Source organism: Desulfurococcaceae archaeon (genome assembly GCA_038845865.1).
Classification (GTDB): Archaea; Thermoproteota; Thermoprotei_A; order Sulfolobales; family Desulfurococcaceae; genus UBA285.
Genome location: JAWBQJ010000008.1, coordinates 1 through 25,831, shown reverse-complemented (window position 1 = coordinate 25,831; position 25,831 = coordinate 1). Strand labels below are relative to the sequence as shown.

24 protein-coding genes and 1 CRISPR repeat array are annotated in these 25,831 nt (G+C 49.9%); of the genes, 12 read left to right on the top strand and 12 right to left on the bottom strand.

Annotated features, from left to right (window positions below):
• Nucleotides 1–24 precede the first annotated feature (24 nt).
• Nucleotides 25–576: a CRISPR direct-repeat array (repeat unit 24 nt; unit sequence GAATACAATGAAAAGAATTGAAAG).
• Between the two features lie 57 nt (nt 577–633).
• Complete coding sequence (allB, locus tag QXU03_07790) at nt 634–2,004, bottom strand: allantoinase AllB (GenBank protein ID MEM2171629.1); 1,371 nt, start codon at nt 2,002–2,004, stop codon at nt 634–636.
• A 79-nt stretch (nt 2,005–2,083) separates the two neighbouring features.
• Here allB and QXU03_07785 point away from each other — a divergent pair, with 79 nt between their 5' ends.
• The 8 genes from QXU03_07785 (at nt 2,084) to QXU03_07750 (ending at nt 10,453) form a co-directional block, all read left to right on the top strand.
• Nucleotides 2,084–4,435 carry a xanthine dehydrogenase family protein molybdopterin-binding subunit gene (locus QXU03_07785; GenBank protein MEM2171628.1) on the top strand — a complete coding sequence of 784 codons (2,352 nt, stop codon included), beginning with the start codon at nt 2,084–2,086 and terminating at the stop codon, nt 4,433–4,435.
• Nucleotides 4,436–4,444: 9 nt separating this feature from the next.
• Nucleotides 4,445–5,329 carry a xanthine dehydrogenase family protein subunit M gene (locus QXU03_07780; GenBank protein ID MEM2171627.1) on the top strand — a complete coding sequence of 295 codons (885 nt, stop codon included), beginning with the start codon at nt 4,445–4,447 and terminating at the stop codon, nt 5,327–5,329.
• Complete coding sequence (locus QXU03_07775) at nt 5,326–5,799, top strand: (2Fe-2S)-binding protein (GenBank protein ID MEM2171626.1); 474 nt, start codon at nt 5,326–5,328, stop codon at nt 5,797–5,799. The genes QXU03_07780 and QXU03_07775 overlap by 4 nt, the downstream gene beginning before the upstream one ends.
• Nucleotides 5,786–8,146 carry a molybdopterin cofactor-binding domain-containing protein gene (locus tag QXU03_07770; protein ID MEM2171625.1) on the top strand — a complete coding sequence of 787 codons (2,361 nt, stop codon included), beginning with the start codon at nt 5,786–5,788 and terminating at the stop codon, nt 8,144–8,146. Before QXU03_07775 ends, QXU03_07770 begins: the two co-directional genes overlap by 14 nt.
• Nucleotides 8,140–9,054 (top strand): xanthine dehydrogenase family protein subunit M, encoded by a 915-nt coding sequence (locus QXU03_07765; protein ID MEM2171624.1) that lies wholly within the window; start codon nt 8,140–8,142, stop codon nt 9,052–9,054. Before QXU03_07770 ends, QXU03_07765 begins: the two co-directional genes overlap by 7 nt.
• A gap of 5 nt (nt 9,055–9,059) precedes the next feature.
• Nucleotides 9,060–9,533 carry a (2Fe-2S)-binding protein gene (locus QXU03_07760; protein ID MEM2171623.1) on the top strand — a complete coding sequence of 158 codons (474 nt, stop codon included), beginning with the start codon at nt 9,060–9,062 and terminating at the stop codon, nt 9,531–9,533.
• A 1-nt stretch (nt 9,534) separates the two neighbouring features.
• Entirely contained in the window at nt 9,535–9,807 is a 273-nt protein-coding gene (locus QXU03_07755; GenBank protein ID MEM2171622.1) for a MoaD/ThiS family protein, read from the top strand.
• Nucleotides 9,808–9,895: 88 nt separating this feature from the next.
• Nucleotides 9,896–10,453 carry a GTP cyclohydrolase I gene (locus QXU03_07750; GenBank protein ID MEM2171621.1) on the top strand — a complete coding sequence of 186 codons (558 nt, stop codon included), beginning with the start codon at nt 9,896–9,898 and terminating at the stop codon, nt 10,451–10,453.
• A gap of 28 nt (nt 10,454–10,481) precedes the next feature.
• Here QXU03_07750 and QXU03_07745 read toward each other — a convergent pair whose 3' ends face one another.
• The 5 genes from QXU03_07745 to QXU03_07725 all read right to left on the bottom strand — a co-directional run bounded on the left by QXU03_07745 (nt 10,482) and on the right by QXU03_07725 (nt 15,113).
• Entirely contained in the window at nt 10,482–11,195 is a 714-nt protein-coding gene (locus QXU03_07745; GenBank protein ID MEM2171620.1) for an ABC transporter ATP-binding protein, read from the bottom strand.
• A 2-nt stretch (nt 11,196–11,197) separates the two neighbouring features.
• Nucleotides 11,198–11,926, bottom strand: a complete 729-nt coding sequence (locus QXU03_07740; GenBank protein ID MEM2171619.1) for an ABC transporter ATP-binding protein — start codon at nt 11,924–11,926, stop codon at nt 11,198–11,200.
• A complete protein-coding gene (locus QXU03_07735; protein MEM2171618.1) occupies nt 11,923–12,876 on the bottom strand; it encodes a branched-chain amino acid ABC transporter permease in 954 nt (317 codons plus the stop codon). Before QXU03_07735 ends, QXU03_07740 begins: the two co-directional genes overlap by 4 nt.
• Before the next feature lie 5 nt (nt 12,877–12,881).
• A complete protein-coding gene (locus QXU03_07730) occupies nt 12,882–13,754 on the bottom strand; it encodes a branched-chain amino acid ABC transporter permease (GenBank protein MEM2171617.1) in 873 nt (290 codons plus the stop codon).
• 63 nt (nt 13,755–13,817) lie between these two features.
• Entirely contained in the window at nt 13,818–15,113 is a 1,296-nt protein-coding gene (locus QXU03_07725) for an ABC transporter substrate-binding protein (protein ID MEM2171616.1), read from the bottom strand.
• Nucleotides 15,114–15,273: 160 nt separating this feature from the next.
• Here QXU03_07725 and QXU03_07720 point away from each other — a divergent pair, with 160 nt between their 5' ends.
• On the top strand, nt 15,274–15,729 hold the full coding sequence (locus QXU03_07720) for an RpiB/LacA/LacB family sugar-phosphate isomerase (GenBank protein MEM2171615.1): 456 nt from the start codon (nt 15,274–15,276) through the stop codon (nt 15,727–15,729).
• Between the two features lie 64 nt (nt 15,730–15,793).
• Here the strand turns inward: QXU03_07720 and QXU03_07715 are convergent, their stop codons facing one another.
• Nucleotides 15,794–16,789 (bottom strand): molybdopterin-binding protein, encoded by a 996-nt coding sequence (locus QXU03_07715; protein MEM2171614.1) that lies wholly within the window; start codon nt 16,787–16,789, stop codon nt 15,794–15,796.
• Nucleotides 16,790–16,959: 170 nt separating this feature from the next.
• The gene (locus QXU03_07710) at nt 16,960–17,943 is read right to left on the bottom strand and encodes a radical SAM protein (GenBank protein ID MEM2171613.1); all 984 of its coding nucleotides are present in this window, start codon (nt 17,941–17,943) and stop codon (nt 16,960–16,962) included.
• Nucleotides 17,944–18,138: 195 nt separating this feature from the next.
• Here QXU03_07710 and QXU03_07705 point away from each other — a divergent pair, with 195 nt between their 5' ends.
• A complete protein-coding gene (locus QXU03_07705; GenBank protein ID MEM2171612.1) occupies nt 18,139–18,936 on the top strand; it encodes an FkbM family methyltransferase in 798 nt (265 codons plus the stop codon).
• 60 nt (nt 18,937–18,996) lie between these two features.
• Here the strand turns inward: QXU03_07705 and QXU03_07700 are convergent, their stop codons facing one another.
• Nucleotides 18,997–20,604: an FAD-dependent oxidoreductase gene (locus QXU03_07700; protein MEM2171611.1), complete on the bottom strand. Its 1,608-nt coding sequence runs from the start codon at nt 20,602–20,604 to the stop codon at nt 18,997–18,999.
• Nucleotides 20,605–20,667: 63 nt separating this feature from the next.
• Here QXU03_07700 and QXU03_07695 point away from each other — a divergent pair, with 63 nt between their 5' ends.
• Together QXU03_07695 and QXU03_07690 are read left to right on the top strand one after the other, a co-directional pair.
• The gene (locus QXU03_07695) at nt 20,668–20,928 is read left to right on the top strand and encodes a MoaD/ThiS family protein (GenBank protein ID MEM2171610.1); all 261 of its coding nucleotides are present in this window, start codon (nt 20,668–20,670) and stop codon (nt 20,926–20,928) included.
• Nucleotides 20,929–20,975: 47 nt separating this feature from the next.
• Entirely contained in the window at nt 20,976–22,889 is a 1,914-nt protein-coding gene (locus tag QXU03_07690; GenBank protein MEM2171609.1) for an aldehyde ferredoxin oxidoreductase family protein, read from the top strand.
• 46 nt (nt 22,890–22,935) lie between these two features.
• Here the strand turns inward: QXU03_07690 and QXU03_07685 are convergent, their stop codons facing one another.
• The 3 genes from QXU03_07685 to QXU03_07675 form a co-directional block, all read right to left on the bottom strand.
• Nucleotides 22,936–24,033, bottom strand: a complete 1,098-nt coding sequence (locus QXU03_07685; protein MEM2171608.1) for a radical SAM protein — start codon at nt 24,031–24,033, stop codon at nt 22,936–22,938.
• Between the two features lie 60 nt (nt 24,034–24,093).
• A complete protein-coding gene (locus QXU03_07680; protein MEM2171607.1) occupies nt 24,094–24,558 on the bottom strand; it encodes a YbaK/EbsC family protein in 465 nt (154 codons plus the stop codon).
• The coding region (locus tag QXU03_07675; protein ID MEM2171606.1) for an amidohydrolase at nt 24,546–25,831 on the bottom strand (1,286 nt) is incomplete at its 5' end. The genes QXU03_07680 and QXU03_07675, both read right to left, overlap by 13 nt.

The following is a 25,831-nucleotide window of genomic DNA, read 5'->3' as shown; positions in this document are numbered from 1 at the left end:
TGGTCAAGTGTTCACGCGTGGAGTGAATACAATGAAAAGAATTGAAAGTTGCATCGGTCGGAGACCTGAACCTCACAATGATGTATCCCTCGGAATACAATGAAAAGAATTGAAAGGTTACACCTCCCATCTCCATGATGCTCATGTAGACATCCCGAATACAATGAAAAGAATTGAAAGGCTGGTGAAGTTGCTCTACAAGCTACTCAGCGATATATTCATAGAATACAATGAAAAGAATTGAAAGCTACGAGAGGCAGTCCGTGATATTCATGTACGATGTTGAGAATACAATGAAAAGAATTGAAAGCTCTATCGTGAAGTCGTTGGGTTCATCTGAAAAGATGTAGAATCGAATACAATGAAAAGAATTGAAAGGTCGCGATCGTCGCTCAGACAATAGCGTCCCTAGCTGTAGACATGAATACAATGAAAAGAATTGAAAGAGAAATACCCCAAGAGGTATTAGAGAGCGTGAATAACCTAGAGAATACAATGAAAAGAATTGAAAGGGACATCGAGACCGGGGAGACTGGAGAAACATATATAACAGAATACAATGAAAAGAATTGAAAGCGACTTCAGCGCGCCACGGGGCTTGACCCGCTTTCGTTTACCCGGCGCTAGCGGGTGTTAAACACCGGTGAGCGCGGAGTAATTAGAAGGTACTGGTGGTTTAACCCAGCGGCCGACCTTCTTACCCGTTAACTCTCCATCGGCTACGACTACGTGTCCCTTTAAGACCACGTGTTTTACCCTGCCTCTGAGCCTACAGCCTACGTAAGGTGATAGCTTGTATTTGTATTCAAGCCAGCTGGAGGTGATCTCGGTGGTGCCGTTTGGGTCGACCACTACGAGGTCTCCACTAGAACCCGGTACTAGTGCTCCTTTAAACGGCCATAGCTTAAACAGCTTGGCCGGGTTTTCCGAGAGTAGCTGGGGCACCCTGGTTATGGGTATTGCACCTTTAAGCGCCGCGTCAACCATTAGTGGTAGCAGTGTCTGGACACCGGCAAACCCCGCAGAAGCCTCCCATATGGGCTTAGACTTCTCTTCGGGCGAGTGCGGCGCGTGATCCGACCCCACAGCATCCAGTAGCCCGCCTACCACAGCCTCTAATAGCGCTTTCCTGTGAATTCCCCCGCGTATTGGTGGGTTGACCTTGATCAAGGGTCCGTGCTTGTAGTAGTCCTCTCTGTCTAGTAGTAGGTAGTGGGGGCAGGTCTCGGCCGTTACATCAACACCTTGGTTTTTGGCGGCTTTAACAGCCTCGAGGGCGTCTACAGAGGATACGTGAACTACGTGGGCTTTACCGCCGGTATACTTGGCGATGGTAGCTATCTTCACTATACTGTAAACCTCCGCTAGAGGGGGCCTAGCTTCCTCGTGTACCAAGGGGTCCGTTCTACCCGTTGCTTTCAGCTTCTCGGTGAAGTACGTAACTATGTTATGATCTTCTGCGTGAAACATAACCCTAGTACCGGTTTTCGCGGACTTGTACATGGCCTCGTAAAGTGAAGCGTCACTAGGTGGTGGGATGTTACCCGTAGTAGGGCCCATGAATATCTTAAATCCGATGGCACCCGCTCCCAACATATCCTCGAACTCGTGTAAGTTAGCGTCGTGAAGTACGCCTAGCAGGGCGAAGTCTGCGTAAGCTTTCGGCTCTAACAACCTAGCCTTAGATACTAGTTTACTGCTATTTTCTACGGGTGGAATTGTATTAGGGTGTTCAATAACTGTCGTTACCCCACCCTTTATAGCCGCCTTGGATCCATGTTCGAAATCGTCTTTGTACTCTAAGCCGGGTTCCCTCATGTGCACGTGCTCGTCAACAACGCCTGGAAACACGTAGCAGTTCGTTGCATCAACTACCTCATCAATACCAGTAGATGGTATTCCAGTACCTATTTCCACAATCACCCCTTCAACGATCTTCACATCCCACTTAAATACACCCGTGGAAGTCACCACGAGACCGTTCTTTACGAGTAAGCTAGCCAACCTACACCACCCCTGTTTACTAGGTTAGTGAGGTAAAGCGTTATTTACCCTTCGCCCATTAGTCTTACAGGGGTTAAGCTTGGAAGACCCCTACAAGCTCGTGGAAAAGTGGATCTCCGCGGAATCGTATATCGTGGTTGGTAAGGGCGTTACCAGGGTAGACGCGATTGAGAAGGCGCTAGGCAAGGCTATGTTTACAGAAGACTACTTCGTAGACTACGTTATCGGTAACGCCCTTTTCGTAAAGCAGGTTTTAAGTCCTCACCCTCACGCGAGGATAGTGAAAATTGATCCCATTAAAGCGCTCTCACTTGAAGGCGTCTACGGGGTATTTACAGCCAGAGACGTACCCGGCGAGAACCAGGTGGGATACGCCATTCCGGATCAGCCGTTGCTGGCACAGGGCAAGGTGAGGTACGCGGGCGAGGTAGTCGCGTTAGTAGCGGCTGTGGATTACGACAAGGCGATAAAAGCGGTTGAGGACATCCACGTCGAGTACGAGCCACTACCATACGTACTAGACCCTCTCGAAGCTATGAAGAGAAGCGACGTACTCGTACATGAGGAGAGGGGCTCGAATATAGCCTTTACAACTAGGGTTAGGAAGGGTGACGTGGAAGAAGGGCTCGCCAAGGCGCATGTTGTTGTTGAAAACGAGTACAGGTTACACCACCAGGAGCACGCGTACCTCGAGACTGAAGCAGCTTTAGCAATACCGGAGTCTGAAGGCAGAGTAACGGTTATAGGCGCACTTCAATACCCGCACCTGGGGCAGAAAATAGTGTCAAGGGTTCTCGGAGTTCCGGCAAGCAAGGTCAAAGTAGTAGCACCTTACATTGGTGGGGGGTTTGGAGGAAAAGACGATGAAGGGCCGCTAACTTGCGCTAAAGCCGCCCTAGTGGCGCACCTAACCGGTAAGCCGGCCTTCGTGCTCTACAGCCGAGAGGATTCAATTAAAGTTCACCCCAAGCGCGAGGCCGCGATAATCAAGTATAAAAGCGGAGCGGACTCCAACGGGAAGTTGACGGCGATAGATGTTACAATAATACACGATACGGGCGCTTACGCTAATAGAGCCCCATTCATACTATGGAGGGCCACGATGCACGCCTCAGGCCCCTACGAAGTTCCTAACGCCAAGGTCGACGGTTACGCCGTATACACCAACAAGGTCTATCAGGGATCTTTTAGAGGCTTCGGCAACCTCTCAATACAGTTCGCCGTTGAAAGGCAAATGGACCTGCTAGCCGAGAAGCTCGGCTTAGACCCGGTTGAATTCAGGCTGAGAAATGTTCTTCGAGAAGGCTCACTTACGATTACAAGTCAGCTACTAGAGCACTCGGTAGGCGTAGGCGAGTTGGTCAAGAAAATCGCGGAAGTCTCCGGCTGGAGGAAGAAGAGGGAGGAATACGGGGAATTCAATAATAGGAGTTCTAGGTTTAAGCGCGGTATAGGTATAGCCCTCGGCTGGCATGGTATAAGTACCTCTAGAGCCGTACCGGACTGGTCTAATGCGTACGTAAAGGTGGAGCTAGACGGATCAGTGACTGTTTACACCGGAATAGTGGAGATGGGTCAGGGCTCTCCAACGTCTTCGCACACGCAGATAGTTTCCGAAGTGCTAGGGGTTCCCTGCGAACTGGTTAAAGTGGTGTTCGCGACTACGGAGGCACCCGATAGTGGCGCCACGCACGCATCAAGGGGTACCGGTATAGGTGGGCTGGGAGTGCTGGTTGCCGTTGCTAAGCTCAGAGAAAGGCTAACGCAGCTAGCTTCTCGCATTCTAAACGTTGACCCGGGTGACCTGGTGTTCAGGGAAGGCAAGGTCTACTCGAAGAGCGATCCCGACAAGCGCATTTCGTGGAAAGACCTCGTGCGCGAAGCATACGCCAGGGGAGTAGAGATGAGCGCTACTGGCTACTACTACCTCCCCAAGGGCAGGTTCGACGAGACCGTGGGGCAGGGCTTCGCGTACCCCGCCTACAGCTTTATAGCCCTGGTAACGGAAGTTGAAGTCGACACGTGGACGGGTAACGTGAAAGTTCTCAGGGTTTACCCCGGGCTCGCGGCGGGTAGAATTATTAATCCGCTACAGGTTGAAGGGCAGCTTGAAGGCGCGGTGGCCCAGGCAGTAGGTTACACGTTAATGGAGCAGCTGTACTTCGACGAACAGGGTAGAATATTGAATGCGAACTTCACAGACTACGTCTTGCCGACGGCCAGGGACATGCCGGAGGTCGCTGAGCCGGTGTTCGTCGAAGACGTATTTAAGCACGGTGCTTTCGGGGCTAAGGGTGTTGGGGAGATGGCGTTGATCCCAGGCCCGGCGTCCATTGCCAATGCCGTAGCATTTGCTCTTGGAGTTAACATAACTTCGACACCGCTCACACCGTGGAAGGTACTTGAATACCTCGGCAGGCTCGGAGGGTGAGGTAAAGTGATGTATAGGCTTCCCGAATACGAATACTACAAGGCGTTAAGCGTGGAAGATGCCGTGAAGTTCTTAGCCGAGCGGAGAGACGTCAAGGTACTAGCCGGAGGGACAGACCTTGTTCTCGACATGAAGACAGGGAGGTACAGGCCAAAGTACGTGGTTGATATTAGCGGGATCAGCAGCCTGAAGTATATTAGAGATACGGGGGAGTCACTCCACGTCGGTGCACTTACGACTATACAGGAGTTACTGGACTCATCCATCGTTGCAGAGAAGACTCCTCTACTAAGGCTAGTAGCGCGGGAGTTCGCTTACTGGCAGATCAGGAACATGGCTACTATTGGGGGGAATCTTTGTAACGCATCCCCGGCAGCCGACACAGCACCACCACTACTCGTTTACGAGGCGGTGGTGAAGGCAGTGAGTATACGCGGAGAGAGGTTCATACCCATAACCGATTTCTTCTTGGGGCCGAGGCAAATAGCCCTAGCGCCTGATGAGCTCCTCGTGGAGGTGATCGTACCTTATAGAAAGCTCGGGAAAGCCGGCTTTGCCTACACCAAGATCGGTAGAAGGCGTGGTCACGACATGTCAGTTGTCGCGGTTGCCGTGGCTTTAAAGCTCGAGGATGGGGTGATCAGCGATGTTAGAATAGCATTGAACTCCGTGGCTCCGAAGCCTGTAAGGGCTTACACTGTGGAGAGGGCTTTAGTCGGCAAGAAGCCCACCTTGGAGGTATTCGAAGAGGCGTCTAAGCTGGTCGTAAAGGATATATCACCAATAACCGATGTGAGGGCGCCGGCAGAGTACAGGCTTTACCTATCTAAGCTACTGGTCAGGGAACTACTATTGGAGGCCACTAAGGGTGCTTACAGAGGTGGCTTTGAATGATCGTGAAGTTCAAGTTAGATGGTAAGCTCGTACAAGTCGATGTAGACCCCCGCGAAGTACTGCTAAACACCCTTAGGCTAAAGCTTAGGGTAAAGAGCGTTAAGCGCGGGTGTGAGCGGGGAGAGTGTGGTAGTTGCACAGTACTAGTAAACGGTAACCCTGTTTTATCATGCATGGTACTAACGGTTCAGGCTGACGGCAAAGAGGTGATCACGGTCGAGGGCTTGCAGGGAGATAGTTTGTTCAAGACCCTGGTAAAGAACTTCGCTGAAAGCGGCGCGGTGCAGTGCGGTTTCTGTACGCCGGGAATACTCCTTACCGCGTGGGCTGGGATAGTTCAGGGTAGAATTAAGGACGTGGAAGACGTCAAAGAGCAGGTCGCGAATCTGTGCAGGTGCACTGGTTACGTTAAAATAGTCGAAGCGGTGCGGAAAACCCTCCTCGAGGTGAATGCCGGTGGCCAGTACTAGTTACAGGTTCATAGGTAAAAGGACGCCACGCAAGGATGCAGAAGCCAAAGTTACAGGAACCTTAAAGTACACCAACGACCTCGAAGTACCCGGCATGCTCGTTGGAAAAATAGTTAGAAGCCCTTACGCGTTTGCGGATATAAGGAGAATAGACGTGAGTGAAGCCGTTAAAATGGGTGCAATCGTCATAACACCCGATGACGTACCTCAAAGGCCATTTAATCCGAGGCTCGTGAGCATCGAGGAGGTGACGTACAAGGACACGTACGTCTTAACGTACAAACCAAGATACCTGGGAGAACCCATAGCTGCCGTCGCGGCACCTTCTGAAGAACTCGCTCAGAGGGCTGCCGAAGCCATTAGAGTGGAATTTGAGAAAGTACACGAACCGATATTAGATCCGCTGGAGGCGATGAAGCCCGGCGCCCCCAAGATACATGAAAAGATAATGAAGGGGGGTAAGTGGATAGACGTGGAAAACAACATTGCAGCTAGGTTAGATTACGAGGAAGGCGACGTGGAAAGGGGGTTTGCTGAAGCAGACTTACTACTTGAAAGAGCGTTTAAAACGGGTAAGCGCTACCACATGCAGTTAGAGCCTAAAGCGGTTTTATGCGTGCCGGAACCCGGTGGAAAGCTTACAATATACACAACGACCCAGACCATCCATAACACGAGGATACTAGTAAGCCAGTTATTTGATATTCCAGCGAGCAGAATAAACGTCGTGAAGGTCCCTATAGGAGGCTCCTTCGGATCGAGTATACAGACTAACTACCTGGTACCAATAGCCGTAGCGCTGTGCTTAAAGGCAAGGAAGCCCATTAAAATAGCGTACACTAGAGAAGAAGACATGCTAGATCACTCGAACTTCGTTTTCCACTTCAAAATAAAAATAGGTACTAAAAACGACGGCACGTTCACGGGAGCAGAGTTTGTTAACGTACTAGATGTTGGTGCCCACCAAGTACAGCCATACCCACTACTCGGCACGAGCCTAGGCTGGTTCGTGTCGATGTACAAGTGGAAGAACATAAGGTACAGGGGCATAGCAGTCTATACCAATAAAGTTCCGGGTTGCGCCCTGAGAGGCTACGGCGCGCCGGAGGTGCAGTGGGCCGTCGAGACCATGGTAGACGAGATAGCCGAGAAGCTGGGGCTAGACCCTATAGACATCAGGCTCAAGAACTACGTAGGCAGAGGGGATATATTCTGGGGCCAGGGACCAACGGTGAGGTCCGTCATAAAGTCCGATGGAGTGCCAGAACTACTGCTTAGAGGCAAAGAGCTTATAGGATGGAATAAGCGCGTTCACCCGGACGAGAAGAAAGGGAGATTTAGGCGCGGAATAGGCGTTGCCAGGGGCTTTCACACGTCGAGCGCTGGCGGCCCGATCAGCGGGGAGGTAATAGATTATACCGGGTGTATATTGAAGCTAAACGAGGATGGAACGTTAGACTACATTACCGCGCTACAGGATCATGGCGGTGGAACACTCGACGCGCATGTGAAGATAATTGCGGAAGAGCTAGGAGTCCCGCCGGACCTCATAAACTTAGCAACGGCTACAACCGAGAACACTCTCTACGACGTCTGTACTCACGCATCAAGAGGTACCTATGCTGGAGGGGAGTGCGCTAGGAGGGCAGCCCAGATACTGAAACAGAAGATCTTCGAGGTAGCGGTAAGAATTCTCGAAAGAGTCGTTAACCCCGATGCGTTGAAGATACGTTACGATGACGAGCTCAGAGAAGCAGTGGTGTATGTGGAAGGAACGAACATTAAAATACCACTGAGAGAAGTGGCGAAAACGGCTTGGCAGAGGAACTGGGGTACGCTAGTAGCGGCGGTTACATATAGGGCAACATCGGCTCCGCCAAGCTTTACCGTCTACTTCGTCGAGGTAGAGGTTGATACGTGGACGGGCAAGGTAAGGCCCATCAAGGTGGTAGCTGGCGCTGACGTTGGTACGCCGATAAACCCTGACATGGTCGAAGGGCAGCTCCATGGAGGCTTTGCAATGGCGTGGGGTATGGCTTTCAGTGAGAATACCCAGTACGACCCGGTAACAGGCGAAATAATGGGCAGGATGCTGATCACCGATTACAAGATACCGACAGCGGGTGATGTAGTGTCACCCGAAGACTTCATAGTGCTACTTGCAAGCACTTACGAGCCTGCAGGCCCCTTCGGCGCTAAAGGGCTCGGAGAGGCCGCGATGAACCCTGCAGTAGGTGCCATTTTAAACGCCGTTTACAACGCAATTGGCATACGCTTCTACGAGTTACCGGTAACGCCAGACAAGGTCATAGCTGCGCTCAGAGAAAAAGGTGGACTCGAATGGTAGAGCTCAAAGTTCCCCCAGTTAACGTAACAGGGCGAAATACGAGAATAATTCCAGTGGAATTTGAGTACTACGAGCCGAGGACCCTAAAAGAGGCTTTAATGCTACTAGATGAGTACGGCGAAAGCGCTAGAATACTAGCTGGTGGAACGGACCTTCTAGTCAAGATCAAAGCGCGGCTTGTCGAGCCCAAAGTAATAATAAACGTAAAGAAAGTAGCGGGTTTAAACTACGTAGTGGAAGACGGCGACCTCGTTAGAATAGGTGCTCTTGCCAGACTACGTGACCTAGAGAAATCGGAGATCGTGAAGAAGTACTTACCAGCACTTTACGACGCGGTGAAGCTAATGGGTAGCGTGCAGATCAGGAACATGGCTACTATTGGGGGGAATCTTTGTAACGCATCCCCGGCAGCCGACACAGCACCACCACTACTTGTACATAACGCTAAAGCGCTGATCGCGAGCACTAGCGGGGAGAGGGTCGTCCCCCTAGAGGAGTTCTTCGTAGGCCCTGGTAAGACCTCTATGAAACCTAATGAGATGCTAGTGGAGATCATAGCGGAAAAGACCGGTAAGGGCTCTTCAGCGTTCAAGAAAATTTCAAGGGTATCGGTAGATCTGGCGATAGCGAGTTCAGCAGTCTACATCGATGGTGAGGGCGGGGTCGTTAGGGATGCAAGGATAGCTTTAGGCTCCGTTGCACCAAAACCCATAAGAGCTAGGAAGACGGAATCACTTATACGTGGCTTGAAGCTATACTCGGAGGAGTTACGAGAAGCACTGAATGCCCTGGAAGAGGAGGTTTCCCCCATCACGGACGCCCGGTCCACGGCCGAGTACAGGAAGTACATAGTAAAGGTACTCACGTGGGATGCCATCAACACGGCTTATGAAAGATTGGTGAGGTGAGCGGCGTGGTCAAGGTATCCTTTAAGGTTAACGGAGAATTGGTAGAACTCGATGTTAAGCCAAACGAATTATTAATAAACACCTTGCGAGAAAGATTAATGCTTACAGGTACCAAGTACGGATGCGGTATTGGAGAGTGCGGTGGATGCACTGTAGTGGTCGACGGCGAGCCCGTATTGGCTTGTTTAACACTCACAGTGGACGTTAATGGGCGCGAGGTGACAACGATCGAAGGGTTATCGAAGGAAAAACTCACAGATGTTCAGAAAGCACTCATCGAAGAAGGTGCAATACAGTGTGGATACTGCACACCAGCGTTCGTAGTGATGTCGGAATACTTACTGAAAGAAAAGCCTCAGCCAACACTAGACGACGTGAGAGAGTATCTCAAAGGCGTTCTTTGCAGGTGTACAGGTTACATAAACATATTCAAAGCAGTATTAAAAGCGGCTAAGTCTAGGTCGGAGTTTAGGGGTTAAAATGAGGCTCATAAGGATACGTGTAAGGTACGCTGGACTACTTGCAGAAATAGTGGGTAAGAGTTACGAATACGTGGAGGTACCAGAAGGTACCAGCGTAGAAGCACTGGTGGAAGAGCTCTCACGGCGTCATGTAAACTTTAAAAAGTGGCTTGAAATGCTTCCTCTTCTTCACGTTTTTGTCAACAACGTTGAAATAACCGGGTCAAAGAGCTACCGCTTGCAAGATGGCGAAGAAGTTGTGCTCATGCCTTCGCTTTACGAGGGCGGGTAAAACTACATGGGCTTGACGGGTGATCCCTGAAAGCCTCTCGAGTGGTTGGTGAATTCCGCGTAGATGTTAGTCGAGGGGTGCGCTGCCGATGGGTACTGCTAAAGTTAATAAAGAAAAAATCGTGAAGGGCGTACAGTTAATATTGGAAGGTATTGGTGTAAGTGTAGATGACCCAGATTTCAGAGAGACCCCTCAGAGAGTAGCCGATTTCTACGAGGAATTGTTATCGAGCAAGCTCACCGCCGAAGACTACAAGTACTTCAGTAAACACGGGGATATCGTGGTAGCAACCGGTATAAAGGCCTACGGGCTGTGCCCTCACCACCTACTACCAGTCGATTACACCGTCTACGTCGCTTATGTGCCCGAGAACAGCGTTGTAGGCATAAGCAAACTCGTTAGAGCCGTTCTAGAGGAAGCGGGTTTTCCAAAATTACAAGAGAAGTATACTGAAGACGTCGCTGATAAGATATCCGAGCTCACGGGTAGCGGTAGCGTGATGGTTGTTGTTCGGGGAAAGCATTACTGCATGGTAATGCGTGGCGTTAAAAGCAACGCTGTAATAGTAACGATGACTGCGCGAGGTAGGTTTGAAAACCATGAATTAAAACTAGAAGTTTTGAGGCTCATGGGGTTTTCGAGGTAGCACGGCACTAGGTAAGCGCCTTTAACGTTTACCTAGTCATGTAGATCTTTCTAAGCTCTTCGACGTTCAGCAAGTCACTGCTCTTACCACTTGCAATTATTCTACCACCTTGTATTACATACCCCCTATCGGCTATTTCCAGGGACTCCTTCACGTGCTGCTCTACTAAGAGGATCGATATCCTATACTGTTCACGTAGCTTTTTTACGACCTCGAAAACCTCTACGACGATTTTGGGTGCAAGCCCGAGGCTAGGTTCATCTAGCATTAGTAACTTGGGATTGCTCATAAGGCCCCTAGCTATGGCTAGCATTTGTGCTTCTCCACCTGAAAGCGTCTTCGCTTTCTGTAGTTCTCGTTCTCTTAATCTCGGAAATAGCGTATATACCAGTTCAAGCCTCTCTATCACTTCTTTCTTGGATTTAACAGTATACGCTCCTAGTAGTAGGTTTTCTCTCACTGTTAAACTGGGAAACAGCCCCCTTCCCTCGGGTATTAGTACTAGCCCCCGCTTAACCCTCTTGTCGGGGCTTTCCCTCGTTACATCTACTCCTTCGACAGTTATCTTGCCACTATATAACGTCGTGAGACCCATTATAGTCTTCAATAACGTGGTTTTTCCCACGCCATTAGGCCCTACGATAGCTACTATTTCACCATGTCCTACTTCGAGGCTGATATCGTGTAAGACCCTAAACTCGCCGTATCCAGCATTCACGTTTTCAAGACGTAAAAGCGACATCTTCACACCCTCATCCCTAGATACACTTCGATCACTTTCGGGTTTTTAGAGATCTCCTCGGGGGCTCCTTCGGCTATTAGCTTACCTTCGTGCATCACGGAGACGACATCGCTTATTTTCATTATGAACGTCATGAGGTGCTCGACCACGACCATCGTTATGCCCATTTCCTCGTGGACATTTTTCAATATCTTGACCAGCTCGTCTACCTCGGCTGGGCGGAGGCCAGCCGCGATCTCGTCTATGAAGAGGAGCGCCGGCTTCAGCGCGAGGGCTCTCGCAAGGTCTACTATCTTGTGTTGCATGAGGGTTATCTCACTACCACGTTTCTTCATGGTTTCCCTACTGAAACCGAGCACCTGTAAAATACTTTCTGCCTCGCCACGCGCCCTCTCGATCTCTCTAACCCTCACAAGGGCGGCCGTGGTGACCGCGTCAATTATAGACATTTTCTTGAAAGGCCTCACTATCTGCCAGGTCCTTGCAATGCCTATTTTAGCGACCTGGTGAGGTGGGCGGTCAGTTATATCTAGTCCATTAAAGATCACCTTACCGCTGTCCGGCCTAACTACGCCTGTAATGCAGTTTATGAGTGTTGTTTTACCCGAGCCGTTGGGACCTATTAGACCTTTTATAACGCCCCTTTCAACGGAGAAATTCACCCCGTCAAGTGCTCTTATACCGCCAAATCTTTTAACGAGGTTTACTGTATAGAGGAGAGGGTCGCTCATGACCTGGCACCTCTGAGAACGCTGTAAATCCTCCTCGAAAGCCCCGCAATGCCTTCTGGCTCGAAGATCCCTATCACCAACAGCACTATACCATATAGAAGTAGGTGAAGTCCAGGTATTATGTACGCGAAGTGTGCTCTCAGGTACTCACCAACGCCTCTGAGTATAACAGCCGAGACTAGCGCTCCCTCAACGCTACCAAGCCCCCCAATGATACCTAATATAGCGATGCTAACTGATATGCTAGTGTCGTAAAATCTGTACGTGTAGAAATAGCCTATTAACGCGATGTAGAGATAGCCAAGAGACCCGACAATGAACGCGTATACCAGCAATGCGAGTAACTTGTACTTACGCGTATCTATGCCTATAGCCTCAGCAGCCAGCTCGTCTTCTCTTATAGCCCTCAAGTAGAACCCCAACTTGGACCTTGAAATGACATTGTTAAATACCAATACAAGTAGGAGCGCTATAGAAGTGTACAGGTATAGCTCGTCGTACGTCTTGATGGGCCTCGCGGCTAGGTAGTATTCGAAGGGACCTATCAGTAGGCGTATTGCGTTGTTTAATATGACTACGAGGGCTGCCGTTGACAAAGCATACCACACTTCTTTAACCCCAAACCGGAACATTGGGAAGCCGATAGCGCCTGCAAGTACGGCGGATGTCAGCCCTCCCCCGAACACCGCTATTAGTGGAGGTATGTTCAAGTTATCGATTAGTAAGGCGGTTACTATGCCGCCTGTAGCCATGTACGCTGCCGATGCAAGGTCCAGCTGGCCGGCATACCCTCCTATGATGTTCCATGCCAGCACTATGCTCGCGAAGTAGAGGATATTTATGATGAAGAGCAAATAGTATCTCTCGAGCCTGGCTACGAAGTACATCGCTACCAGCAGTAATACGACGACTAGTATTCTACCGTAGTAGTCTCTAACAGTGGGCTTCAACGTGCTCACCTCCTAGCGAAAAGGCCTCTCGGCCTAAACCACAACGTTAATATGAATGCCAGGTACATCGGTATGAACTTGCCTGAAGGGGTTAGAAAAACGCTTCCAAGGCTATCTAGGATGCCTATTATGAGCCCGGCAGCTATAACTCCGGTCACCCCTCCGAGCCCCCCAAGCGCTACTACAATCCAGCACACGAGCCCAAAAATAGTCCCTAAATAGGGGTCTACTGGGCCTATCTGCATCCATAAAAAGGCTGCAATGGACGCTAGTATTGTTCCGAGACCAAACGTCAACATGAACGTTACTGGTACGTTGATGCCCATTAACCACGCGGCCTCCCTATTCTCGGCAACAGCTAATGACGCCAAACCGGGCTTAGTCTTCGTTAAGTACAGGTGTACGAGAACTATGAGGATTAACGATATAAACGCGGTAAACAGCCTGTTAGCGCTAATGCTGATGAAGCCTAGCGTAATGGGGTGAGGGAAAAGCGTCTGGGGAAGGGCTTTCGGTTCGGCCCTAAAAATGGCCAACGCTATGTTTTGGAGTATTAATCCCAAGCCCACGGTGATAGCTATTTGTATGAGCGGCTCTTTGCCGAGTACGTGGTGAATAATCCCCCGGTATATGCTAACTCCCAGTAACGTAAAAACGGCAAGCGTTGCCGCGAAGGCGAGCCACAACTGGCCCGTTGATAACGCCACTAAGTACACCACGTAAGATGCCAGCATTATGAGGTCTCCATGGGCAAAGTTAATTATATCCAGTACGCCAAATACTAGCGAGAGGCCTAGTGCAGCTAGCGCGTAAAGGGCTCCGAGAACTAGTCCGTTAACAATACCGCTCACGACTAAAGTAGGATCTATCCCCGTCATGCCCGGCCCCACGCATCATTGTGGTGCTCCAAGGTATAAGAATAAAAAGCAAGGTCTCGTGGTTTAAGGTCTGGGAAATACAGGTTTAACTCCGGGTTGCGGCTCAGGCCACACTAGTACTGGTGTGAGCGTTCCATTCACTCTCTGCACTTGTAGAATGGCTGCTAACGGGTATAGGTTTTCACCGTTAGGTGCGAACTTTATTCTACCAGACGGGTATAGTTGTGCGGCAATGCTGTTCGTCTCGTTGAGGTCTAGGCTTAGAAATGCTTGCCTGAGGTTATCCGGGTTAAGTGGATCTTGCGGGAACATCTTACCCGACGCTTCAAGGGCTTCATAGACTGCAAACAGGGAGTAGAATATTATTCCAGCGGCCTCGGTAGGTAATTTACCGTACTTCTCCGTGAACTTAGATACAATTTTTCTATTCCATTCAGTTTGCTTGTACGGGTTAAAGCTATACGTGTTGGTGTAGTAGAGAACGGCTTCGCCCGCCGCCTTTATGGAGTCCGGGTCGGTATACCCGCAACCACCGGCACCTGCAATGAACTTTATCTTAATCCCGCTCTCGGCATACTGCTTCGCGAAAAGCACTCCATCGGAGAAGTACGGTACAGATACTACTGCATCGGGGTTGATTCTTTTAATCGTGTCAAGTATTGGAGAAAAGTCCGCGATATCGTACGGGTACGATATGTGCGCGGCGATCTCTATACCGTTGCTAATAGCTTCCAGGTGTGCACCTTGAGAAACGTACGTGCCGAAAATGGAGTCTTCGTGAATAATTACGATCTTCTTTAATTCAACACCCTGCTGATTAGCCATGTCGAGCAGGAACTTAACAGCACTTCTACCGTGTATAGATGCTTTCGGCGCAATCCTGAAGACATATAACCAGCCTCTTTCAGTCAAGGAGTCGACTAGCGCGTCCATTACCAGTACAACTTTATTCGCTTCTGTTACCTCCGCGACGGCTGCCGTTAGCCTACTAATGTACGCTCCAAGAACTATATTTGGCTTGTGCGCCGTTATTAGCCTTTCGGCGGCTAATCTAGCTTCTTCGGGGCTAGTGCCCGCGTCTTCAACCACCAGTCTTAGCTTAGCACCGCCAAGGGATTTTATTCCACCTAGTTCGTTGTTTACTACGTCTACAACTAGCTCTGCAGCCCATACAGCTTCCTGCCCGAATATCGCGTACTTGCCCGTTAACGGCTCGATTATCCCAATCGTGATTTCTTTAACCGTAGTACCTGCAGGGGCTGGTCCGGTCATAAAGTACACGCTTGCAGCGACCGCGACGACGAGCACTACTATGATGAGGATTAGGGCTAAGGACTTTGTGGTTATTGCCTTCAACACGACACATCCCCTGGTACTGTATTGTATTCGCTGGGGTAAATAAAGCTTATAACTCCGTACTCCTCGGCACCCAGCTCTGGCCGGGGTGCTGCAGAGCTCAGTAAAAGCCATAAGGGCTAAATACCGGTCATGGTGATATAGGTAACCCGGTAGAGGAAACATGCGCAGAGTCGCTATTGGCTCAGACGACCTCTACGCTTGTGCCCGCGAAGCTCTAGAGTACTTGAAGAAGAAAGGCTTAGAAGTGCTGGTAAGAGGGTCTTTGAAGACGGGTAAGCCAGAACCGTGGCCTGATGTAGCCCACGAAGTAGCGCTTGCCGTTTCCCGTGGTGAGGCTGATTTTGGCGTGTTGGTCTGCTATACTGGTACGGGGGTCTCGATCGTAGCTAATAAGGTTCCTGGAATAAGGGCAGCTCTATGTAACGACCCCGAAACGGCGAGGGGTGCTAGGCTTTGGAACGACGCTAACGTACTCGCGATGAGTGGAAGGCTAGTGACCGATATACTAGCACGGGAAATAATCGACGCGTGGCTTTCCGTCAAAGAACCCGATCCATCCGAGGCCATTAACATCGCAAGATTAAAGAAAATAGACGAGGAGTACAGGAAGGGGTAGCTTTACGGAAATGACACTGATGGGTGAGGTGCTGGTTTCCGAGCACGGGAAGGGAGGCTTATACTCAGTGTTTGCGTTTAAGGAAGCTCTCCATTAAACCCCCTTCGCCAAGCGACAACAAGTAGTCCCTGCGCACCTTCACACCGGCTGAAATCCAAGGCAAGACCACGTCTAGTATGTTCTGATCGGGATAGTGTATTAACCCCGAAGAAACCCCTATGATCGGTTTACTGCCCCGATAAGCTATCATGCTCATCGTAGTGGGCTTTATCGGTACACCGTAGATCACCACCTCGTCGGCTACCCGCCTTATAGCCCTTGGCGTGTGATCTGAGGGATCAACGCTCATTCCTCCCGTCACCACTACTCCCTCGTGATCTCGTAAAAGCAACTCCATCTTCCTAGCTATCTCCTCGATGTCATCCCGGGCATACTCGACCACGCCAAGCTCGCAGCCATACCGCTTCAATTTCTCCGCTACTATTGGTGCTGCCAGGTCTTTTCTCAAGCCTTCGACGATCTCCGTTCCAGTGACTAGTACAGCGACTCTCGGTTTCTTGGATTTCATAACGCGAATAACCGGGTATTCGCCTTCAATATCTCTTACTAGCTTTTCAACGAGTGATCTTTCCACGGTTAGCGGTACAAGGTCTACTACGCCGACTAGGTCGCCCTCTTTGACGTAGTCGCCGGTTCTCCTAGTAACCACTATGAAAACGCCCGTTGAGTTTACCTTCTTGAGCCTTTCTGAGTCGACCAGGAGTAGCCCGTTCACCATTGCGTAGAGAAGTGCCTTGCCCTCTTCTACTGCTTTAACTTCTACGTTTTCGCCGGAAATGGCCTTGCCAAGCCATAAAACTGCCTCGACTTCGTGTACTTCTCCCTCGCTAACAGCCTCGCCATTTTCTACGTAAACGTAATAGTGACCGCACCTTTTCAATAACTCGACATCGTTTCTTCCCACTATTTCGCCTCGCCTTTTCACGGCTCCTTTAAATCCGGGTTCGATGCACGTGTAGTCGTGAGCAAGCCTTTTACCGACGGCCTCTTCGACATTCACTATCCTCAATGAAACCCCCACTACGTAAATGATTACGCCTAGAAAATAAACCTAAAATTCACACCCCTAGCTGGTTCTAGGCCCAGCACTCATCCTTCCCTCTTATGCGCTGTTTACTTTTCCAGGTACTCCACGTCTCCTAGTACCATAACACGATTGCTTTTGGAGAACTACACTAAACCGGCTATTCTAGGGCAGAGGGGGTCTCCGCTATTTAAGTCGTTGCTCAACATGTAGGATCTCGCGTAGCACCCTCCACGACAACCCCATGATATTGGGCAGGCCTTACACGCTTTCGGTAACTGAAGCGGATTTGCAACTTTTTTGACTAGTTCATGGTTTCTGAATTCCTCGAAAGCTCTTGCAACACCCTTCTCTTTTACACTCGTTATCTTGAAGTCCAGTATATCGCAAAGTAGCACATCCCCAGAAGGATCTACGTCCATACCCTTCATTTCCCTGCAGAACCAGAAATGTATGTCCTTTTTAAGTAGTGGGACCCAAGGAGTACACCAAGCCGATATTTCAAGCCCATATTCCCGGGCTCGCTCCCAGACATTACCAATCGCTTTGAAGTACTCTTCGGCACTAACATAAATCCCTGACTCGAGTGCCCTGCCACTGGGCATTACGGGTAGCAATGCCAATTCTTCGGCATCGATGCTTGCAGCGTAGTCGACTACGTCGCTCACCCTCTCGTAGTTGATTTTATTGACCGTTGAAACGATGGAGAGGGAGTTCAGCTTTTTCCTTACCAGTTCTACTCCACGAGTAGCCAGGTTATAGGAGCCCTTACCTCTAACTTTATCGTGTACTTCTCTTGGACCTTCAATTGTTACGAAGACGTAGGTCTCCGTACGGTAAAGTACATCTAAAACACTTTCACGTATGGCCGTAGCATTCGTTACTACACTCTTCTCTACATCGTACTCGTGTAGTATTTCAAGCAAGCGCGGTAAGTGTGGGTGTATTAGCGGCTCGCCTCCAGTTAAGTTAACGTACTTTACTCCCGTCTCACCAATATCTCTAGCTAGCTCCATTTTTTCGTCTAATAGTAGTTCCCGTTGTTTTCTGAATCTATACGTATAGCAGTGTAAGCAGTCGAGGTTGCAGGTAGCCGTGAAGATCCACACGACGTACTCCGGCTTAACCACGTTTACCAGCCCTTGTTCTTCATACTGCTTACTCCACGTTCGTACCTAATAAGGCACTTAAAGGTGAAATTCGAGAAGTATGTGTATGGCCACTTCTGGGGGCCTCAACCACCTTGATGTACTCCCTACTCCCGGCTAAATAGGGGTTTGTACATATGTAGTAATGCATGATGAACCGGGTGAGCTGTCAGAGCCGTGAAGAAGGATGGCATTACTGACCTACCCACCTGCAAGGGCTACGACCTTAAGTTAAGGTTTTACGGGTACTTGTTAGGAGTGCTTAGTAGGATGGGTGTCGAGCTCTACAGGGTCACGGTAGAATTTGCTGGAAAGGATCTCGCGTTCCTGGTACCTACGCTTTATGCTGAAAGAGCGCTTTACAATCTAGAACACGTCCTCTGTGACTACTACCAGGTACCAGGTGTGGTGCCCAGGCCTGGTAATAGAGTACTCGACGTAGGCGGGTTCCTGGGCTTTTACACGGTGGCCTCAGCGGCTTTAGTCGATCCTGGCGGAGTGGTTTACTCTGTTGAACCAGTCGAGAAGATCTTTTCTTTACTATACGAAAACATACGTTTAAACAGGCTAAGCCACGTTTATGCATATCCCATCGCGGTGTGCCCTGAAAGCGGGTTCAAAAAGCTCTATGTGGGGGACTACCCAGCTGTCTCCTCCCTACTAAGAGAACACGTAGAGCACTATGCCAGCGTGGAGAGCGTTATCGAAGTGAAGTGCATTAAGATGAGTAACTTACTTGGCTATATTGGCGTTCTTGACGTTTTAAAACTCGATATTGAGGGGTTAGAAGTAGACGTGCTGAAGGAGGCCCTGGGTGAATTGCGAAGAACGCGCGCGATCGTGGTGGAGGTGCATACAAACGTAGTTGACTCTGGTGAAGTTGTACGCCTCCTTAACGAGGCAGGTTTTAACAAAACGGTAGTATATGTGCCTGCCGACGCGCCGAACCAGGTCATAGCGTACGCGACGAGGTGAGTTAAGAGAGGGCCTCCGCGTCCTTAATCGCGTGGACCACGGAGGTGGGGTGGCCAACTACTAGCGTTCCATTAGTGCTATGGCTTTACTAGGACACATGGACATGCACGCTGGTCCGAGCCCTACCTTCCTGAGGGGCGCACAGAGATCACAGTTAATTATCTCGCCTCTACTCAGCCTCATAGCTCGCACCGGGCACGCTATTAGGCAGTCCATACACCTATTGCACTTTTTGTAATCTATTAGCACTTCACCTAAATCCCCCCTAACAATGGCATTCCTCTTACATACGGCTTGGCAACCTGCATTTGCGCAGTGAAGACACGCGGTTGGAAATACCAACCCGTCTTCGGTCTTGTTAATCTTAATAAGGGATTTCCCTTCATGCACGAACCCGCATACAGCGCTACATGTTTCACAACCAATACACTTCGAGTAGTCAAAGACCCTGATGAAAGGTGGTAGTTTTAAGCAGTTTTCGGATTTCACAATGCCATACGTTTCCAGGTACTTACACACGTTTTCGCCAACGCTATCTATCCAGGAAGCTTTCTCAATACCTGGCGTTTCAACATGCTCTACTTTGCCTAACACATGTGTAAGCGCGATTTTCTCGCCCGATAGGGCGTGGTCTATTATCCTTGAGGCCTTTAACGCGTGGTCTACAGCTAAACCCACTTTCGAAGGCCCTGTAACGACATCCCCTACAGCGAAAACATTTGTACCCGGTATCCTGTAGCTTTCAACAATTAGTCTCCCGGAACTGTCGACGTACTTGGCTAGGTCTCCAGAGTATATTGGGGGGGTGGGCACTTCGCCAACGGCTTTTATTATCAGGTCCGCTTCTATGATGAACTCGGAGCCAGGTATAGGTATCGGTCTAGGCCTCCCGGTCTCGTCGGGCTCGCCGAGCTTTACTTTGACGAACTCAACCCCCTTGGCGTAATTGCCTTCCACAATTATTCTCTTCGGGTAGGCGAGCTCGATCCAGTTTACCCCGTTTTTCACGAGATCCCGTATCCTGTAAGCGCCTGCAGGCGCTTCTCTAATACTCCTCCTGTAAACCACGTAAACCTCTCTCGCACCCGCTAGGAGGCACTCCTCCGCGGCATCTACGGCTGACAATCCTGCACCGATAACTACGACTCTACCGTGGCTAGGTAGGGGCGTTTCCACGGCTAGTTTTAGTTCTTTTAGTCTTCGGTGGTAAAGAAAACCTAAAGCAGTAGTAACGTTTTTGGCATCTTCGTTCTCTACTCCAAGCCTTCTAGACTTCCAGGTCCCGGTAGCCACTACAACTCCATCATAGCTTTCGAGTAGCTCGGCAAGGTCTATGTTACTCTCTACGAATTCGTCGCCTTCGTCGAAGCCCTTACCAGCAGATACCTTGGTCTTTAAGTGGAATTTCACGTTGAAGTTTTCCTCGAGGTCTTTACACCCCTCAAGAACGTCTTCAACGGGTATTCTACGACGTGGTATTGCAAAAGTCATGAGTCCTCCTGGGTACGGTAGTTTATCGTAAACGTCGACATCGTATCCTCTACAAGCCAGGTAGCCCGTTATGGCAAGTCCAGCAGGCCCTGCACCGATAACCGCGACGCGTTTACCTATGCGAGGTGGCGCTTTTCTACATAGAAAAGCGAACTTCATGGAGATGCCCTCAGGCACGCCGGCTATTGGATACGGAGTATAATAATCGCCTAGCGTAAAATAAGTTTGTAGGTGCTAGGGGTGCTTATACGTATAAACCTGTACATGGACATAGCCAAGAAGCTTAAGTGGAGTAAAAAGGACGTTCACCTCGACAAGGAAACCATAACAGTTAGAGACGTGTTAGAGTCCTTGGAAGACCTGAGAGAGCTGGTTCTATCGAATCCCGATGACTACATGATCCTCATTAACGGGATAAACATGCGGCTACTAAAAGGCCTCGATACGGTGCTACCTGATGGGGCAGTAATAGACGTGTTCCCACCGGCGGGAGGAGGGTAGCCCCTAACTTGGTGATTAAATTTAAATATCATGGGGCGGTTATCTAGGTGGAGAAGGTGATATCTATGCCTCTCGGAGGCTATATGGGTAAGGTCCTCAGAGTAAACCTATCGTACGGTAGGGTAGCGGTGGAAGACCTTCCACCAGAAGACGTCCTCAGAAAGTGGATTGGCGGTAGGGGGCTTGGAGTATACTATATGCTGAAAGAGGTCAATCCAAAGGTAGATCCCCTCAGTCCCGAGAACAAGGTCATCGTTGCCACGGGCCCGCTTACGGGTGTTACGGGTATACCCTCCTCGGGCAGGTGGTGCTCGGTAACAAAGTCGCCATTAACAAACACCGTGCACGATTCACACAGTGGGGGGAAATTCGGGCCGGAACTCAAGTTCGCCGGCTTTGACGTAGTGATCGTCGAAGGCGCTTCGGAGAAGCCCGTGTACCTATGGATATATGATGGCAAGGCGGAGATCAGGGATGCCAGGCACCTCTGGGGTAAAGACGTTCACGCAACGACAGACACGGTGAAGGATGAGCTTGCAAAAGTTGTGGGTAGGGATGAAGCCAAAGAAGTTAAAGTAGCTTGCATAGGCCCGGCGGGAGAAAACCTCGTTAAAATAGCCAACATAATGAACGATAAGAACAGGGCGGCGGGTAGAGGCGGGCATGGAGCCGTATGGGGCTCCAAGAAGCTTAAAGCAATAGCTGTTAGGGGGCACATGAAGCCGCCTGTAGCAAGCGAAGAAAAGCTGGAAGAAGTTGCAGTAAAGTCTATGGAGCTGATAAAGAAATCACCCGTTACCTCACAAGCTTTACCCAAATACGGTACTGCCGTCCTGGTTAACGTCATAAATGCCCATGGCATATTCCCGACGAGAAACTTCAAAACAGGTGTTTTCGCGGAAGCCAGTAAGATTAGCGGCGAGGCGATCTCGAGCGAGATCATGGACTGGAAAATGACTGAGGAGGAAAAGTGCTGGGGTTGCGAAATAGGCTGTGCACGCTATACTAGGATAACTAAACCACCATTCACCGGTGAAGGCGGCGGACCCGAATACGAAACCGTGTGGGCTCTCGGGGCATCTACTGGTACAGGCGATCTCGCGGCGGTCTCAAAAGCCAACTTCTTGTGTAACGAGCTCGGAATAGACACCATATCTATGGGCGCAACAATAGCCGCTCTCATGGAGCTTGTTGAGAAGGGTAAAGTACCGTTGGAGGCGTTAAGGGGCTTAAAGGTTGAATGGGGTAACCCGGAGGTAATAGTTGAGCTTACTTGGAGAACGGCCTATAGGTCGGGCATAGGCGATGACCTAGCAGAGGGTGCCGCAAGGCTGGCGGCAAAGTACGGTGCGCCGGAAGTGGCCATGGTTGTAAGAAACCAGGAGCTCCCTGCATACGATCCTAGGGGCGTTCAGGGCCATGGATTAGGATACGCCACAAGTAATAGAGGCGGTTGTCACTTAAGGGCGTACATGATCGCGCCGGAAATTCTGGGCATGCCACAACTACTTGACAGGTTTGAAACCAGGGGCAAGGCAGAGTGGCTTAAGAAGTTCCAAGACGTATTCGCAACACTAGACAGCCTAGTTGTATGTAAATTCGTGACGTTCGCCTACTGGTCAGACGTGATTGCGGAACAGCTGTCAGCCGTTACCGGGTGGAACGTCACGGTGGAAGAGTTCGAAAGAGTAGGGGAGAGAATATACAACGCCGAGCGAGTGTTTAACGCGCTAGCATTCGGAGACGGAGAAGAGTATGATACCTTGCCGAGGAGGCTACTAGAAGAACCAATGCCGGAGGGGCCCTCTAAAGGTCATGTCGTTAGGCTAAGTGAAATGCTACCTGAATACTACAAGGTTCGCGGATGGGTTAAAGGCAGGCCTACGAGAGCGAAGCTAGAGGAGCTAGGCTTAAAGCACCTCGCCGACCTGCTTGAAAAAGAGGGTTTATTACCCGCTTAACACACCTCCTTTTTGATCCCTTATCCCCGGCTTTTAACGCGCCTCTTCACAGAGGGCAAAATGCTAATCCATGTAGGTATGGGCACTGCCCACACGTAGGTGCGTTTCCAAGGCAATCCGCCTCGTTGCTCCTCGTCCTACTACAGTAGTTCACCAAAGTACACGTTAAGCACGATGGCATTTTCTTAAAGTAGAGTTTGAATAGCATTTTAGAATAGGCGTTTCGCCATACCTCTATGAGCTTATCTCTACTAACATCACCCAGTACGACCTCCTTTATAGTCCTCGTAATGCTTAGTATGCGTGGACTCCAAGTGTACGCGTAGTATATGCAGGGAGCAATGGCTCCGTCGCACCTAATGAACAATGCCCTTTTCTCCGCGAAAGGGCAGGAGAGAGGCGTAGAGCCGAGCTTACGAGGCGCCGTTACGGTCACGCCGAGCTCTTTGATACTGCTTAAAGCATCCTTAAGCTTAAAATGGAATTCTTCAATGCACTTCTCGAAATCCATGCACTCAGCGTGCATGAGCTGGCTGTGTGGTATTGTGTGCGTGAATACTGCTTCATTTATGCCAATTTTAGAAACCAGCTCGAGGAATTCCGAGACCTCGTTCATGTTTATTCTCGTAATAGTGAATATGGCCTTAACCACGGGCTTCAATGAGCCCCTTACGCGCTTGTTATTTACCAACTTAACTAGACTCCCTACAACCTCGTTAAATGCCGTGGAACGCCGTACAGAGCTATACGTTCTCACCGTCGCAGCGTCGAGAGATAGGTAGAGTTCATCAACGCATTCGACAACAATGTCAAAGAACTTCTCAATTAGTGTACCGTTCGTATTCACCGCTACCTTCAAGCCGAGATTTTTACAAAACTTTATCATGTGCCTTATATGCGGGTTTGTAAAAGGCTCACCCCACCCCGAGAACACTATCTTGCTAACACCAGCATCCAAGGCGTTATCTAGGAGTTTTTCGAAAACCTCTAAGTTCATAACACATGGTTTCATGTTGTACGCGCTTTTTCTAAAGCAATGAATGCAGTTTAAATTACACGTAGTGGCTACTTCAACGACCAGTATTTCCGGCCTTGAACTCGGCCTAAGCTTTATTTCCCAGTCTCGGGTCAAGAACGAGAGCATGGTTTTCACGAGGTAGTCCCGCCTTTAACACTCGAAGCAAGTTACCACGCGAAAGGTATGCTACTTGAAGATATCGAGGACTTCCGGGTTGAGGAAGTTTAAAAGGTCTTTCGTTTTTAACCTGAACAACCTATGTAGGGACCCACCACCGCACAGTATGTACTCGGTCTCCAAAATCGCAGGATCTAATATTGTCCTTAAGCTCCTCACGGACTGGGTAATGGGCGTGACCGTGCCGGGCTCCACGCCGAGGACGGCTTTCACCTCTTCGGGCCTTGCCAGCGATATATTAAAGCCCAGTAATCGCGATGCCTTCTTGTAATCCACTTTCCTATCCCCTCGAACTACAACTATTATGTACTCATTACCCATTTTAAGCAACAGTGTTTTAACAATCCTACTAGGAGGTTCACTGCTCACCCTTGAGGCCTTTTCAACAGTTTCCACAGTGTCAGTAAACTCTAAGATCTCTACCTCGATGCCGCTGATAACCTCTTTCCAGCGCTTAACATCTACTTCGGCCAAACTCTGGCACCACCAACATATACCTCGAGGACTCTAATATAGCGTAGTTCGCGTTCAGGGGTGGAAAGGGGATCTCTATCGATCACTAAGAGATCGGCGAACTTCCCTTGCTCGAGCGAGCCTAGCTCCCGTTCATCGTGCATGACGTAGGCAGAACCGTAAGTGTACGCGTGTAGAGCCTCTATAGTGTTCAAGGACTCTTGAATCGTGTCCTCGTAGAAGGGCACGTTCTCGTACCTACCCCGCGTAACGGCCGCGTACACTGTTTCCCACGGATTTACGGGCTCCACCGGTGCATCCGTGGAAAACGATGTTGGTATGCCGGTATCTATAAGCGATTTAAATCTATAAAGCCACCTTACCCTCTTCCTGCCAAGCCTATTCATGGCCCACCAGTCGGATATGACGAAGTGCGGTTGAACGACGGCCGTCGCTCCCAGCTCCGCCATCAGTTTCAAGTCATCGTCTTTGATGAGGGATACGTGCTCGACCCTGTGCCTAAGTTTCCTAGTACCTGGTAATTCGCGGAGTACGTTGAGAGCTTCCTTGACCGCTTTATCTCCTATGGCGTGCACAGCGAGCTGTAATCCAGCCTCATCTACGAGCTTTGCGAACTCTTCGAGCTTTTTCAAGTCCATTACGGGATACCCAGATGTTTGTGGATCGTCTGAATATGGTTCCGAGAGCCAGGCTGTTCGAGCCCCGAGAGCGCCGTCTAGGAATAGCTTTACCCCCATGATCTTCAAGCGGTCGTCTCCGAAACCAGCCTTTACGCCGAGATTTCGAAGAACACTTACGACATCTACTCCTCCGTTTACGGGGTTTAAGTATACTCTAACCCTAATATTTAGTTCGCCGCTTCTCCACAACTCCAAGAGAGCTTTTAGCGGAGTAAGTCCGCAACTAACGAAGCCTACTGTGGTAATGCCCTGCGATAGTAGGTGTTTTTGTGCTACCTTTACCAGCTCGAGGTAGTCCTTAAATCCCAGCATTCCCTTGACTTTTTCCCGCGCAATTTTTAGCGCCTCCTCCACGACGATGCCTGTCGGGTTACCTGAAGAGTCTCTTAAAACCCCGTTGACGTGGCTTTTAGAAAGACCCGTTAATTCTAGTGCACTTGTATTCAGCACGCCGGCGTGCAAACACGCCCTTGTCAGGAGCACGGGCTTGTCGGGTACCACTTCATCTCTGTCCCAGCGAGTGGGCCACCGTCTCTCCTTGAAGAGTTCGTGATCCCAGCCATGGCCTAAAATCCACTTGGTCTTAGCAGTAG